Origin of the sequence: Vulcaniibacterium tengchongense (assembly GCF_003814555.1) — a bacterium.
In the GTDB taxonomy this organism is placed as follows: Bacteria; Pseudomonadota; Gammaproteobacteria; order Xanthomonadales; family Xanthomonadaceae; genus Vulcaniibacterium; species Vulcaniibacterium tengchongense.
Map to the genome: position 1 here is coordinate 363,304 of NZ_RKQN01000002.1, position 13,747 is coordinate 377,050.

Genomic DNA, 13,747 nt, shown 5'->3' on the forward strand with positions numbered 1-13,747 from the left:
GCCTACGCGGCAGCGAACAATTGCGCGCCCTATGCGAGCGGCGCGCCTTGACTTCTGAGCTGCCTACGCGGCAGCGAACTTGCCGTTGATCTGCGTCGGGTTGCTCAGCGCCTTCTGAGCTGCCTACGCGGCAGCGAACGTCGGGTGATGCCCCGGCCGAAGCCGGGGCGTCTTCTGAGCTGCCTACGCGGCAGCGAACGCCCTGGGGGTTGATCCGGACAATCCGGAAGACTTCTGAGCTGCCTACGCGGCAGCGAACGCGTGCCGGCGGAATTGATTGATTTCGCTGGAACTTCTGAGCTGCCTACGCGGCAGCGAACGGGCAGCTTCTTCATGGGGGCCTCCGGTCAATCTTCTGAGCTGCCTACGCGGCAGCGAACCGCGGCCCCTCGCGCGGCTGTTGGAGGGATAACTTCTGAGCTGCCTACGCGGCAGCGAACGTGCTGAAGTGGGAGAACCTGCGCTGGGACAACTTCTGAGCTGCCTACGCGGCAGCGAACGCATCAACGACCAGTGGCGCGTGTGCTTCGTCCTTCTGAGCTGCCTACGCGGCAGCGAACAGGAGAGCTTCATGGATCACATGCGCGGCAATCTTCTGAGCTGCCTACGCGGCAGCGAACTATTACCTCGCGGACGGCGATGCGCATCGGCCCTTCTGAGCTGCCTACGCGGCAGCGAACACGCGGGCAGCCCAACTTCGACTGGCCGGACTCTTCTGAGCTGCCTACGCGGCAGCGAACTTGTGCTGCAGGTTCAGCCAGAACTGCGGCGTCTTCTGAGCTGCCTACGCGGCAGCGAACTCTCCCTCGGTGTATCCGGTAGCGGATAGATCCTTCTGAGCTGCCTACGCGGCAGCGAACATCTGCTGGTCAACGACATCGCAACGCCGGCCCTTCTGAGCTGCCTACGCGGCAGCGAACTAGACGAATATTCCGCCAAGTCGTTGAAAGCGTGCCGCTTCCTACGACGTGGGGCCTGCCCCCCTTTCGGCGGAGGGCATGCGCAAGCCGTTGATTGTCAAAGAGCCTGTCGGAGTGCCGCAGAAAAGGGTCAGAACCAAGGGACCGTGGCGGTGCCGCTCAGGCCGTAGCTATTGAACGTGCCGGGCGCGGCCTCCTTCCGCAGCGGGCCGAGAGCCACGAACAGGCAAAACGGCTGGCCGGTGCTGCGGCTGCGCAGGTGCACGTACGGCAGGTCGGGCCGGTCTTCGGCCGTGGCCGGGATGGCCTCCGCGGCCTGCTCCGCGGTTTCGCCCTTGCGCTGCATGCGTCGACGGCGCAGCCGCTCGACGCTGGTCTTGAACTGGCGACGCTGCACGGTCCGGTGTGGCGACCCTTCCGGCACAGGCAGCACGCCAGTCGCACGAACGTGGTCGCGCACGCCTTTGAGCCAGTCCTCCGCCATCAGTCCCGCCAGCGTGGCCGCGTCCCCGTGCAGGCGCAGCACGCTGCCGATGGCGCGCGGGTCGAGGCTATAACGCGGAAAGCTCACTCCCACGCTGTCCAGCCGGTTCCGCACAAGGGCCAGGTGCAGCTGTCCGTACAGCGCGCCGAGCAAGTGCGGCGCGCTGTTCTCCGGGTCGGGCACGACAGTGAGATCGACGTAGTGGGTGGTCATGTCAGCCATCCGCCTTGCCGAACACCCCGCCGCGGATCAGGGTGGCGACGACGAAGTGCTGCTGCTCCGGATCCGGCACCTTGCCGTCCACGACCCAGCCATCGAGCAGGGTGTAGAAATCGACCTTGGCCTTGGGCTGGCGCCAAGCCTTGCCCTGCGTGGTGACCGAACCGTAGGGCTCGACCGCGATCGGGCCGTTCTCGTCGGCGCCGGGATACCACGTGTCGATAGTCCGCAGGGCATTGCCGATTTTCTGCGAATGGATGGCCGCTACGTCGTTCACCCCGTACAGCGTCTTGCTCTTGTCGCCGCGGCCCCGATCCAGGATCAGTTCCTGGGAAGGGAACACTTCCTGGCCGGCGCCGATGCGGACGAAGGCCGTGACCTGAAGCAGCACATGCGACTCGCCGGCAAGGCCCGCGGCGATCACATCGGCCAGCGCGGACACCTCCGATCGGGCGGTGGGCGCGGCGAGGTCGCGCAACGAGTGCGCCAGCGCGTCGAAGGTCCAGGATGCGATCGGCTCGCCGTCCTTCATCTGCGCCACGCGTACCTCCACCTGCTCGGCGCCGACGCGGTTGCGCCACAGGAAGCGGCCGTTGGCCAGGTTGAGCGCATAGCGGCCGGCCAATTCGCGGAAACCGCCGTGGGCCTGCACGTAGCCTTGCACGGTCTGCACCAGCCGGGCGCGATAGGCGGCGTTGTTGCACGCGGAAGGCTCGCCCACGCCACCGAGCACGCGCAGGGTGAACTGCACCTTCAGCGTGTCGGCATTCGCGGGCAACGCAGCCACATCGACGGTCTGCAGGTTCGGGTTCTCGATGGCGGCGTCCAGCTTGGCCGGATCCTGCTCCTTGTTCTTGAGTCGATTGGAGATGGTGCCGCGCACGGACTTCGCGCGCACGGTCACCGGTTGCCAGTCACCGGAGGCGTCGCGCGCCTCCCAGGCGCCGGCAAAGAACAGGGCATCGGAGGGATCGAGCTTGCGCTCGAAAGCCAGGACGGAAGCGGTTTCGATCTTGTCGGTCATGATGGAATTCCTTGTCGTCACGAAAAACGGTTCAGAGGGGTCTCAAAGCGCTGTGGATGCGGGTTCCACCGGCCTGTAGTCGTTGCGACAGCGGTACACCCCGGCCTCGGCCTGGCTGTCCGCGTACCAGAGGAAGTCGGCCGGCGAACGCAAGCGGTGCGTGCCGACCCATTCGCCCATCGAATACAGGCTCTCGACGAAGCGGAAGGGCGTTTTGGCATCTCGGGCATTGCGCACGGTGCCGGGTGGATACACCCCGGAGAGGGCGCCGTAACCGACCGGGATCGGTACGATCCAGCCATCGCCCTTCCCTCGGCTGGGAATCCAACGCCCCTCGCCGTCCTCCGCCTCAGGGTCGTAATGCCAGTTCACTCGCGACAGCGACAGCCAGGCATCCAGCCGGGTGGCCCGTGGATCGTCCTCCTGCAGCTGCGCCAGTTCCTGGTCGATCAGGTCGTCGCGGGCCACCAGCGCCGAACCGGGCAGCAGGCGCACGCACAGTGCGCGGAAATTCTTCTGCCACCCGTCGCCGGTCATGTCGGCCAGCCAGGGACGGCTGCGTCCCTGCCGGACTTCGGTTGTCGGGACCACGCTGCCGCCGGCGATGCGCATGCCCGCCACCAGGTTGGCGACCGCCTGCACATCGGCGTCGCGCCGCGCGTCGTCCCACTCATCGGCATTGAGGGCGAACACCAGACTCAGGTCGAGGTGGATGCGGCCTTCCTCGACGATGGCGGCGGTGCTGCCGTCCTTCTCCACCGGATTGCGGGTGAGCCGGAAGGCCTTGACGTAGCCGTCGGTGACCTGCTCCTGCCATCCGTGGCAGACCACGCCGACCGCGTTGAAGGCCAGGTGCCCAAGGCCGGCGGCGTTGGCCTTGCGCTCCAGTGCCCATGTCAGGCCGAGGAAGGCCGTCACCGCCGGAAAACCATGGGTGAGCGGGCTGGAGATGGCGTTGGCGTTCTGCACGCGCAGATGGGGCAGCACCAGCAGGTGCGTGTAGTCCGGGCACTGGCTCATGCCGCCCTCCCGGCCGCACGGCGCTGCATCGGCGCCGGCCAGGCCACGTCCAGAATCGCCTGGCGGGCGAAGTGGCGCATCTCGACATCCCCCAACTCGATCAGCTTGTCGCTGCGCTTGCGCAGCTGCGCGTTCAACCACAGGCCGAAGTCGCGCGCCACCTCGTCCGCCCAACCACCGGATTCGTACGCATGATTGAACGCCTCGTCATCGGCCTGCCATTCGGGATGTGCGGGATCGCTGCGGACGGCCAGCGTCGTGCGATCCGGATCGAGCCAGAGCTGCTGATGGCGCGGCAGACGGCAATCCGGAGCTCGCGTCCAGCCGGCGGGGTATTGTCCCCGGACGGCGGCGCCGAACAGGGCCAGCTCCTGGCCGATGGCCTGCTCCAGGGCTTCGCGGCGATTCCGGGTCTGCGCCGTGGGATCGGGATTCGCCGCCAGGAACCCGGCCAGTTCCGCCACCAGTTCGCGCATGCCGCCGAACCGGAGCAAGCCCGCGAAGGCCGTTTCCTGCTTGAGCAGGTGCGTGCCGCTGGGCTTCCATGCGGGAGGCGGCAAGGATGGCAACAGATAGTTGAGCCCCCCGCGCTCGCTATTGAGCTGGCTGATGTTCTGAGGCTTGGTTCCACCGAGTTTGCGGAACGCCAGGTTGCGGTAATCGCGATAGGGCGTGCCCGACGGCTTCTTTTCGCGAAAGGCCGTGCGCGCCTGCACGTTGGCCTCGCCGAAACGCGCATCCTGGATGTCGGCATGCACCGCTTGCGCCAGCGTGCTGGAGAACATGGGCTGCAGCAGGTGGTACTGGGCGTCGTCGCAAGGGTCCTCGCCCGTGAGCCAATAGAGCTGCTTGGCCAGCGGGTGCGAGGCCGGTTCGGTCTCCTCGCGCACCAGCGAGGCGAAAGCCGACATCCATGTCGCCGCCGTGTCCTGGTCGTTGCACAGTGCCGCTTTCAGATCGGCGTCGCTGGCCTGCATCCAGTCCAGCAGGCGCCGGCCATCGACTTCGATCTTGAGGAACTTGAACACGTCCAGCGCAGCGGCATTGCCGACCACGTCCTCGGCGAAGTTCCCACCCAGGACATGGCTGCCGATCTCGGCGCGCTGCGGCAACGCATTCGGCGCAACGTGCAGGCTGCTGCCGCGCGCGTCCGGATGCGTGGCCTTGAGCACGTGCGTGACCGCCTGGATCTGGCCGACGCGGCGGACGGCATCGGCCAGCCACGCGTTGTATTCGTACTTGGCCGGCTCGTAGTTCTTGTCTTTCTCCTTGGCGACCCGCCGCTCCTCGATGAAGCCGGCGATAGCGGATCGGAATCGCCCTTTGCGGGACGATGGCGTTATCACTTCTTCTGTCATGTGGGATTCCTTTCACGCGCCTCGGACGAGGCATGACGGTAGAATCCCTGCAGCAGCCAGCCGCTGCAGGGAGCATTGGGGCCGTTCAATTCACTCTTGTGGCGAAGAGCGGATGGATAGAGTCCCGCGCTTCCTGCATCCTCCTTTTGCGTGTCAAGCCTCACGTACTAATCCGGCAACTGCTATCAATCCGGGCCTGCCCGCCAGCAGGCCCGGTTTTTTTCCATCTGTGTTTTTTAGTGTGGTTAATAAAAATCACACGTGTGGTAGTCTACTCCGGCCGTTGGGTTTTGCAAGCTCACTGCCGCACAGGCAGCTCAGAAAATCTGCGTTTTCAAGTGGGGTGCCCCCCTTGCTAGCTGCCGCACAGGCAGCCTCCCTCCCTTCCGGCGGTGATCACGATGCGATCACTGCTGGAGGGAGTCGTCGCAGGCGGTCGCGTCTCGCGCCCCTTGGACGAGAGGGTGCTTGGACGTGCGGCTCCCCAGCATGGGCGCTGGGTGGTGGAGAGGCTGCGGGCGCCGCTCGCCCAACGCGCTGGCCAATCCGTGGCATGGGCTCGTCAGGCCCAAGAACGGAAACCGAGCCACGGATGCCATTGCCAGCCGCGCCCGTCGTCGCGCTCGGGCGGCACCTCGACCGCGGTGAACTTGCGGGCGGCGTCGCGCAACGGCATGTCTTCGGCCTCGGCCAGTTCGCGCACGCGGTCGAGCAGCTGCGGCACTCCCATCGTCCCCCAAGGCACGACGCCTGGAGCGGGCTCCAGCGCCATCTCCTGCACCAGCTCGCCAGCCGGTACATAGGGTTCCCTTCCCTGCCGCTCCAAGGCGAGCTCGACGCGGTGCACCGTCAGGGTCTCCTCGCCGTCGTCGGGCAGGAACACCAGCGTGCGATCGGGGCAGGGGTCTTCACGGAACGGCTGTTGCTGCGGCAGCACGCCCAGCAGCGTGGCCTGCGGGAACTGCCAACCCAGGCAGGCCTGGTCGCGCTCGGGCGCACGCCAGCCGGAAGGCCGGGTGCGTCCGGGCGAAGGCGCCGCCGATGCCGGCGCGAACCCGGGCAGTGGCTGCATGGCCGCTTCCATGCGCGCGTGCTCCAGCGCGACCCAATGCTCCCGGGAGCGGCGGGCGGCGTCCGCGAGGGGACGGATGCGTGGCACCGCGTCGATGCGCTCGCCATCGGCGCCACGGGTGCCGGAATCCAGGCGCAACGCCTGCAGGCGATGCGTCGCCAGCAGGAAACGCCGCTGCGGGTCGCGCGCGTCCTTCTTCTCGAAGCCCGGCCGCACGAAGGCGGGCTCGTCGGTGCCGGGACGTTCCAGCGCCCTCAGATTGGTGTCGAACACCACGACGTTCGGCGCGGCCGGCTGGCGGCAGCGATGGCGCTGCACGCGCCCGGCGAGCTGGATGACCGAGCGCATGGAGGATGGCTCGGCCACGGCCCAGTCGGCGTCCCAATCGCGTCCGACCTCGCAAACCGGCGAAGCCAGCACGACGAAAAGGTGTTCGCAATCGGGCGCGGCATCGATGGCGGGCCGGACCGCGGGATGCTGCCAGACCTCCGCTTCCGTGCGCCGGTCGAACACGGCATCGAGCATGCTCTCGATGGCCGAGCGCTGCGCCAGCGGGAAGCGGGCGTGATAGACGCACAGGTGGAGGCGCACGCCGTCCGGTGGCGGCGTCCGGGCCAGCGCCTGCGCCACGTCGATCAGCCGGTCGACGTGGGCCATGCGCACCAGGCCGAAACTTGCCCGCCGGCCGGTGTGGGGATCGGTTCCGGCATGCTCGCGATGCAACTGCAGGCAGGCGCGCAACACCTGGCCGGCGAACTCGGTCCGGATCGCTTCGCGCTTCTGGCTGCTGGCGATCGCCAGCGGCTGCAGGCGGGCGACGCGCAGCGGCCGCTGCGCCTCGAGCTGCCGGATCCGATGTTCGACGAAGCGGCCGTGCGCCTCGATGAAGGCGGCGGCATCGATACAAGGGCGCACCGACGGTTCTCCGAATTCGTCCACCCACAGGCAAGGCACCTCGACCGGCGCCTCGGCTCGGCCGCCGTCGGCGCCGCGGTTGCGGCGATACTGCCGGCGCCCAGCCTGGTAGGCGCGGAACATGCCTTGCACCAGTGCGGGCGGCATGGTGGCCGAGGACAACACCACGCGCGCGCCGGCCATGCCGGCAAAGAACACCAGCCGCGCCAGCGCCGGCAGGTCGTCCATGTCGTAGTCGTCCAGCTCGTCGAGCACCAGGTCGCTGCTCATCAGCCGCAGCAGCGGCGCGATTTGCCTTCCGGCGCGCAGGGACTCGCTGGCCGGCGCCAAGTGATCGACGGTGCACACCAGCAACGGCGCCGACAGCAGCTTGCGGATCTCCGCGTCGGCCAGCGCGCGCGACAGCAAGGGATGCCGGGCGACGTCGCCTTCGTAGAGCACGTGGCTGTCTTCTTCCAGCAGCGATTGCGCCGAAGCCGACCCGTCCGCCTCGGCCTGCCGTTCGTGGAACTCGAACAGCGCGCGGTTGGCCGCGCCGCCCACCAGAACGGCCAGCTCGTCCTCGTCCAGGCGCAGGTCACGGCGATAGCTTCGGCCGGTCTGCAGGGTGAGCGTGCGCAGCCCCAGCGCGAAGCTGGCGCGCAGGCCACGTTGCGGATCGGCCAGGGCGTAGAGGATGCGCGCATTGGCCAGGGTCTTGCCGCAGCCGGTGGAGGCCATGTCGACGATGAACGCACCATGCTCGCGCGCGGCCTCGCGCATCGCCACGGCGGCATCGAAGGCCTTGTCCTGCCATGCGAAGCGGGGATCGGCGCTGCGCTTGCGCAGGCCACGATGATGCGCCAGCCGGGGCAGACGACGCTCGAAGCCGGGCAAGGCGTGGGCGATCTGGCCGGCTCCGTCGCCGACGCCGAGCAGGTGCTCCAGCAGCGATTGCTTGAGATGCGGCCGGCCCTGCCGATCCCGATACGTGTTGGCGAACAGTGCCTGGCCGTGCTGCACGAACGGTTGCCGCGCCGGAACCGGGCGGCCGTCGCGATCCACGCCCAGTCCGGAATAGTGGTGGTCGGCCAGCATCAGGCACAGTCGCGCCAAGTGCAGCACCCAGACGTTGTCCAGCCAATCGCCGCGATGGCGCTGCTGAAGCTGCAACAGCCGCCGGGCCACGCGTGCAGCCTGCCTGTGCCAGGCCGGATCGCTCACCGGCAACGGGCCGGCCAGCTCCCAGTAGCGCGACAAGTCCGCCGCCGAAGCGCCGGGATCGGCGACTTCGTTCCAATCGCAGGTGATGCCCGCCAGCGGATTGCGCAGCCAGGCCTGCTCGATACCCCGATTGCGCTTGCCGCCCCAGCGCGCCTGGCCGCTTCCGGTATCCGGGGGGACCGTCGGCAGCCGATGGTGGGTCACGATCAGCCAGCCGATGGCGGCTGCCAGCGGCGCCCGCTCCACCAAGTCCGCAAACGGCGAGCGGCTGCCGGAACCGGGGCCGTCGTGCAGATAGCGCCCTGCCGACGTCCATGCCGCCTCGTTCATCGCCGTATCGTCGGCGAGCCTCCGCAACCATCCGGCGTCGTCGTCGTCGCCGACGAAAGCCAGGAACAGCCGCAGCGACACCCATTCGTGGCGGACCTGGTTGCGCCCGGCGCGTTCGCCCCGCAGCCGTTCCTGGAACGCGACACTGGCCTTGCCCAGATCGTGCAGCAGCGCGGCCAGTCGGGCGAGCAGGCGGACGTCCTCGCCGTTGTGCCAGTCGTCCTCGTCCTCGCGACGCAGCACGTCGCGAGCGGTGGTGTTGGTCGGAACCGCACCCTCCGCGTTGAAGCGGCGGGCGTCGCCTACGATCCACAGCAACTCGGTATGGTCGCGCCCGCGGATCCAGTGGCAGGCCACAGCGGTGTTCTTGCGCGCGGTCTTGCGCAGAAGCTTGCGCAAGGTGGCCAGCCCCACCTCGGTGATGGCCGTCTGCCAGGTGCGCTCGCCGCGGCGCTCGGCGAACTGGTCGAGGATGCGGCGGGTTTCGACCAAGGCACGCTTGTCGCACTCGCAGACCAGCAGCACGTTCATGCCGACTGCTCCTGCGCCGGGACGGCCTGCGCTGCGATTTCCAGCGCTACGGCCTTGGCGGTGTCGATCATGAAGTCCAGCGCTTCGCTGCGCGCCAACGCTTCGATGCAGTTGCGGCGGAACTGCTGCTCGTCGTCGCCGCGCATTGCCGACAGGAACGCTTGTGGCAGGATGGTGGCGTCCTTGACCAGGTCGGCGACGTCGAAGACCAAGCCGCCGCGCCGGGTCTTGCCGTGCAGCACCGCCAGCCCGTGCGGCAACCCCAGTACCCAGCAGGCCGTCGCGCCGAGGCCGTAGGCCAGGTAGTTGCCGTGGTCGAGGAAGCGGTTGGCCGGGTCGGTGCCGGTGCCGCGCTTGGCGCGGAGGAAATCGCCGTAACCGACGGTATCCGCCGCCAGCTTGAACAATGCCTTGCTCAGCCGCGCCTCCTCGGTCAGCAAGGCCGTGGTGTCCTGCGCCAGCGTCACCGCCTGCCGGCTGCGCTCCACCAGCGCCTGGAGCCTGCCGGCGTCGGCGGCGAAACCGGCCTCGCGCAAGTGCCGGTGTGGCCATTGCGCTTGCAGGCGTGCGAGGCGGGAAAGCTGGAAGGCCCGCGCGGCCGCCAGGCGCAGGCTGTCGTCGAACCAGAATTTCACCCAGGCCTGCAGGTACTCGGTGGGCCGATACTCGCTCTGCGGCGAGAACCACACCGCTTCCATGTCCCTCTCATTGGCCGAGAACAACGGCGTGCCGCCCCCGCCACAGAAGCCCACCAGTACGCCAGCTTTGGCCAGTTCGCGCACTGCCGCCTGGGTGATGGACGTGCCGGTCCCCAGCAACAGGCAGGTCGTGTTGGCGATCGGGATGTTCCAGTACAACTGGCGCTTGCCCCCGTCGGTGACGTACTCGACGCGTCCGCCGTTGACCAGCACCCGGCAATGCTCCAGGTAGTACAGGTTCGCGCGCTTGGAATGCAGGATCGTCTTCAGATCCGAGGGCGACAAATCGTTCATCAGCCAACTCCCCCCAAGGGACCGGGTCGCCGCCCTCGAGACGTGGGCGGCGGGAGCGAAATGCGGGAACGACGATGCGCCGCCCGCGAGCCGGCGGCAGGGATGACGCGAAGCCGGCGTTCGCTCTTGACGAGCCGGCATCGGCGGATTTGCACGCAGCAGTGGTTCCATCCACTCCCCCCAGGGCCGATTGTGCCGCAAAACGTCGGCGCCCGGCGACCGCCGTATCGGCGACTCGCATCCAGACAGGCCGGGCGCCGGCCGCGCGCTCGGCGATAATGCCGCGATGGACACGCTGCGCATCGCCACCCGCAAGAGCCCGCTCGCCCTGTGGCAGAGCGAACACGTCGCCGCGCGGCTGCGCGCGGCGCATCCCGGTTTGCAGGTCGAGCTGGTGCCGATGAGCACGCGCGGCGACGAGGTGCTGGACCGTTCGCTGGCGGCGATAGGCGGCAAGGGGCTGTTCCTCAAGGAGCTGGAGCTGGCGATGCTGCGCGGCGAGGCCGACTGCGCGGTGCACTCCCTCAAGGACGTGCCGATGGACCTGGAGCCGGGCTTCGCGCTGCCGGCGGTGCTGCCGCGCGCCGACCACGCCGATGCCTTCGTCAGCGCGCGCTTCGCCGGCCTGGACGCGCTGCCGCCCGGCGCGCGCGTGGGCACCTCGTCGCTGCGCCGGCAGGCGCAGCTGCGCGCGCGGCGTCCGGACCTGCAGGCGATCGACCTGCGCGGCAACGTCAACACGCGCCTGGCCAAGCTCGACGCCGGCGACTACGACGCGATCGTGCTGGCCTGCGCCGGACTGCAGCGGCTCGGCTTCGAGGCGCGCATCCGCTGCCGCCTGGACGCGCCGGACTGGCTGCCGGCACCGGCGCAGGGCGCGATCGCGATCGAGTGCCGCGGCGACGACGCGGCCACGCGCGCGCTGTGCGCCGCGCTCGACGATGCCGGCACCCGCGTCTGCGTCGAGGCCGAGCGGGCGATGAACCGCGCCCTGCACGGCAGTTGCCACGTGCCGGTGGCGGCGTACGCGCAGCGCGAAGGCGCGCGGCTGCGGCTGCACGGCCTGGTCGGTTCGGCCGCGGACGGGCGCAGCGTGCGCGCGTTCGGCGAAGGCGACGCGGCGACGCCGGCCCGGCTCGGCGAACAGGTCGCGCGCCGGCTGCTGGAGCAAGGCGCGGCGGCATTGATCGCGGCGGGCGGGTGAGCGCCCGGTCGCCCGCCTACTCGCGTCGCCATCGCCGCGTTCGACCTGCCGCCCCGGCATGCGCGGCTTCGCCCCGCCCTCGTCCGGACGGCCGTGGGCGGGGCCAGGCGCGTCCGCGGCGGATCGACATGCGGCCGCGCGGACCGCGCTCCATCGCTCGTCGCTCCATCGTGCCGGTGTCCGCGCACCTCCCAGCCGAGGCGTGCGGCTTGCGTCGCGACGCCGGTGCGCTCAGAACCGGCGGCGCAGCTCGATCGTGCTTTCCGCGGTCTCGCTGCCGCCGCCGCTCTGGGTGTCGTGGCGGATCGCGAAGTCGCTCTCCAGCGTCCAGTTCGGCCACAGGTTCACGTCCAGGCTGACCGACTGCTTGACGAAGGCCTCGCCGTGGCCGCTTTCGAACTGCACGCGCTGGGTCCAGCGCGCGCGCTCGCCGAACCGCTGGCCGAAGTTCAGTTCGCCGCGGAACACCGCGCCGGGGCGGTTGATGCCGTCGTCGTGCAGCGGCGCCAAGCGGTAGCCGGCGCCGAGCTTGAGGCCGAGCTCGGTGGGGCCGTTGCGCAGGGCCTGCACGCCGAAGCGGCCGCCGATGCGGTAGTCGTTGGAGTACAGCTCGCGCGACTCGCGCGGCGTCGCCGGCGCGCTCAGCGCGGCGTAGCGCTGGCTGCCGGGCAGCGGCGGCGGCGCCTCGCGCCGGGCGGGGATGATCGGGTCACGCGGCGGCGCCAGCGCCAGGCGCCATTCCTCGTCGCCGCAGCGGGTGGAGAAGCAGTACAGCCGCATCTGCGCCGGATCGCTCGCGATCGCGATCAGCGTCGGGTCGCCGGTGACGACCGGCAGGGGCATGGTGACGAACGGCCCGCTCAGCAGGGCGTACGCGAGGGCGCCGAGCATGGTTGGACGGGTCTGCGGACTGGCCCCGGATGATGCCATGAAACCGGTTACAGGCGCAGCCCGCCGTGCGGCACCGGTCACATTCCGCTCAGCCGAGCGCGTGGAGTGAAAACCGTGCCAGCCTGTACGAGGTCGAAGCAAGGCCCGGTCGCGCCTTCACGGCGCGCGGATTGAAACGGGTTCGGCTCGCTGTCCGCGCAGCCGCCCCACGTCGCGCCATCACGCACGCGCCGCGGATGCGCACCTGGATGATCCGTCGCACCCTTGCGGGCGCGCGGATTCAAACAACGCGGAGCAGATCGACGGCCTGCCGCCGCTCGAGTCGCGCCCTCACGGACGCGGATGGAAACGGCCGGTTAGGCTTGCCTTCGTCGCCGGCGCCAGGGCGCGCCCTTACGGGCGCGCGGATTGAAACGCGCTCGAGCCTGCGACCCGCACGGCGCAGGTGGTCGCGTCCTCGCGGGAACGCGGATCGAAACCGGCACGAGGTGCGCGGCGGGTACACGCGCGATGGGGTCGCGCCCTCGCGGATGGACAGGAACGAGCCGGTCGCTTCCACGCCTTCCTGGCGACGCCGCGCCTCAGTAATACAGCGTGACCAGATGCCGCGCCTGGGCGAAGAACAGCCAGCGCTCGACCAGGGTGCCCAGCAGCGTGGCCAACGCCGCCAGCGCGAACACCGGCCCGGCCAGCTCCGGCAGCGCCCAGGCCAGCCAGGCGGCGAACGCCGGCACCGCCGCGAACAACAGCACCGCCAGCGCGCGCAGCGGCCGCGCGTGGCGGCGCGCCAGCACGTAACCCATCTCGCGGGTCAGGTAGTTGGCCTCGGTATGCGGGCGCTCGAACACGGCGACCTCGCGCCCCGGCAGGCCGACTGCGTCGCCACGATCGGCGCCGAGCGGTTGCCGGTCGATGCGATGCCAATAGGCCAGCTTCAGCGCGGCGGCGAGCGCGGCCAGCGCGAAGGTGACCAGCAGGTTGAACGCCAGCGCCGCGTCGGACAGCGCCGCCCAGTTCGCCAGCGCCATCAGCACCATCCAGCCGCCGAGCAAGGCGAAGGCGAAGTACACCGGCACCACCAGCGCCTGCCGCCACGCCGGGACCGGCTTCAGCGAGGCGTAGATCATCGCCGTGCAGGCCACCGTGCCGGCGGACAGCAGCATCGTCGCCGCGGCGAGCGTAGGCACCAGCGCGCCCTGCAACGGCGCATGGGAGCCGAGGAACGTGGGCGCGGCCACCGCCGCCAGCAGCGCCAGCACGGCCAGCGCGGTCGCCACCGCCAGCACGCCCTCGCGCGACAGCCACGAGGTGCGCCACTGCGAGAACGCGCGCCAGGCGCGCGCCGGCCTGCCGAGGTGGAACAGCGAGCTCACCAGCCCGGCCGTGGTCAACACGAAGCCGGTCGCCAGCAGCACCGCCCACAGCAGCGGCAGCACGCCCTGCTGGGGCGGCCGTCCCTGCGCGTACGGCAGCAGGATCAGCGCGCCGGTCCACAGCAGCAGGCCGTAGCCGGCGCCGGAGAGCGTGGTGAAGAGCAGGACGGAGAAGGCGGGATGCATGCGCTGGTCAGCAAATGCCGCGCCG

General features: G+C 69.6%; 9 protein-coding genes and 1 CRISPR repeat array (1 of these 10 cut by a window edge). Of the genes, 1 reads left to right on the plus strand and 8 read right to left on the minus strand.

Annotated features, from left to right (window positions below):
* Positions 1 to 920: a CRISPR direct-repeat array (repeat unit 28 nt; unit sequence CTTCTGAGCTGCCTACGCGGCAGCGAAC) (it extends 2,595 nt beyond the left edge of the window).
* A 130-nt stretch (positions 921 to 1,050) separates the two neighbouring features.
* The 6 genes from cas6f to cas1f all read right to left on the minus strand — a co-directional run bounded on the left by cas6f (position 1,051) and on the right by cas1f (position 10,068).
* Positions 1,051 to 1,617 (minus strand): type I-F CRISPR-associated endoribonuclease Cas6/Csy4, encoded by a 567-nt coding sequence (cas6f, locus tag EDC50_RS08025; protein ID WP_123769967.1) that lies wholly within the window; start codon positions 1,615 to 1,617, stop codon positions 1,051 to 1,053.
* A 1-nt stretch (position 1,618) separates the two neighbouring features.
* Positions 1,619 to 2,647 (minus strand): type I-F CRISPR-associated protein Csy3, encoded by a 1,029-nt coding sequence (gene csy3, locus EDC50_RS08030; protein WP_123769968.1) that lies wholly within the window; start codon positions 2,645 to 2,647, stop codon positions 1,619 to 1,621.
* A gap of 42 nt (positions 2,648 to 2,689) precedes the next feature.
* Positions 2,690 to 3,667 carry a type I-F CRISPR-associated protein Csy2 gene (gene csy2 / locus EDC50_RS08035; protein WP_123769969.1) on the minus strand — a complete coding sequence of 326 codons (978 nt, stop codon included), beginning with the start codon at positions 3,665 to 3,667 and terminating at the stop codon, positions 2,690 to 2,692.
* Positions 3,664 to 5,025 carry a type I-F CRISPR-associated protein Csy1 gene (csy1, locus tag EDC50_RS08040; protein ID WP_123769970.1) on the minus strand — a complete coding sequence of 454 codons (1,362 nt, stop codon included), beginning with the start codon at positions 5,023 to 5,025 and terminating at the stop codon, positions 3,664 to 3,666. Before csy1 ends, csy2 begins: the two co-directional genes overlap by 4 nt.
* A 562-nt stretch (positions 5,026 to 5,587) precedes the next feature.
* Positions 5,588 to 9,076 carry a type I-F CRISPR-associated helicase Cas3f gene (gene cas3f, locus EDC50_RS08045; protein WP_123769971.1) on the minus strand — a complete coding sequence of 1,163 codons (3,489 nt, stop codon included), beginning with the start codon at positions 9,074 to 9,076 and terminating at the stop codon, positions 5,588 to 5,590.
* Entirely contained in the window at positions 9,073 to 10,068 is a 996-nt protein-coding gene (gene cas1f, locus EDC50_RS08050) for a type I-F CRISPR-associated endonuclease Cas1f (RefSeq protein WP_123769972.1), read from the minus strand. The genes cas3f and cas1f overlap by 4 nt, the downstream gene beginning before the upstream one ends.
* Before the next feature lie 286 nt (positions 10,069 to 10,354).
* Here cas1f and hemC point away from each other — a divergent pair, with 286 nt between their 5' ends.
* Positions 10,355 to 11,272 (plus strand): hydroxymethylbilane synthase, encoded by a 918-nt coding sequence (gene hemC, locus EDC50_RS08055; RefSeq protein ID WP_123769973.1) that lies wholly within the window; start codon positions 10,355 to 10,357, stop codon positions 11,270 to 11,272.
* Between the two features lie 231 nt (positions 11,273 to 11,503).
* On the opposite strand, the gene EDC50_RS08060 is transcribed toward hemC, so the two are convergent.
* Together EDC50_RS08060 and EDC50_RS08065 are read right to left on the minus strand one after the other, a co-directional pair.
* On the minus strand, positions 11,504 to 12,163 hold the full coding sequence (locus tag EDC50_RS08060) for a DUF481 domain-containing protein (RefSeq protein WP_158635733.1): 660 nt from the start codon (positions 12,161 to 12,163) through the stop codon (positions 11,504 to 11,506).
* Positions 12,164 to 12,744: 581 nt separating this feature from the next.
* Positions 12,745 to 13,722 (minus strand): dimethyl sulfoxide reductase anchor subunit family protein, encoded by a 978-nt coding sequence (locus EDC50_RS08065; protein WP_123769975.1) that lies wholly within the window; start codon positions 13,720 to 13,722, stop codon positions 12,745 to 12,747.
* Positions 13,723 to 13,747: the final 25 nt, after the last annotated feature.

Coding starts and splice junctions, on each gene's coding strand:
- cas6f (WP_123769967.1), bottom strand. CDS start 1,617: ATGACCACCCACTACGTCGATCTCACTGTCGTGCCCGACCCGGAGAAC.
- csy3 (WP_123769968.1), bottom strand. CDS start 2,647: ATGACCGACAAGATCGAAACCGCTTCCGTCCTGGCTTTCGAGCGCAAG.
- csy2 (WP_123769969.1), bottom strand. CDS start 3,667: ATGAGCCAGTGCCCGGACTACACGCACCTGCTGGTGCTGCCCCATCTG.
- csy1 (WP_123769970.1), bottom strand. CDS start 5,025: ATGACAGAAGAAGTGATAACGCCATCGTCCCGCAAAGGGCGATTCCGA.
- cas3f (WP_123769971.1), bottom strand. CDS start 9,076: ATGAACGTGCTGCTGGTCTGCGAGTGCGACAAGCGTGCCTTGGTCGAA.
- cas1f (WP_123769972.1), bottom strand. CDS start 10,068: ATGAACGATTTGTCGCCCTCGGATCTGAAGACGATCCTGCATTCCAAG.
- hemC (WP_123769973.1), top strand. CDS start 10,355: ATGGACACGCTGCGCATCGCCACCCGCAAGAGCCCGCTCGCCCTGTGG.
- EDC50_RS08060 (WP_158635733.1), bottom strand. CDS start 12,163: ATGCTCGGCGCCCTCGCGTACGCCCTGCTGAGCGGGCCGTTCGTCACC.
- EDC50_RS08065 (WP_123769975.1), bottom strand. CDS start 13,722: ATGCATCCCGCCTTCTCCGTCCTGCTCTTCACCACGCTCTCCGGCGCC.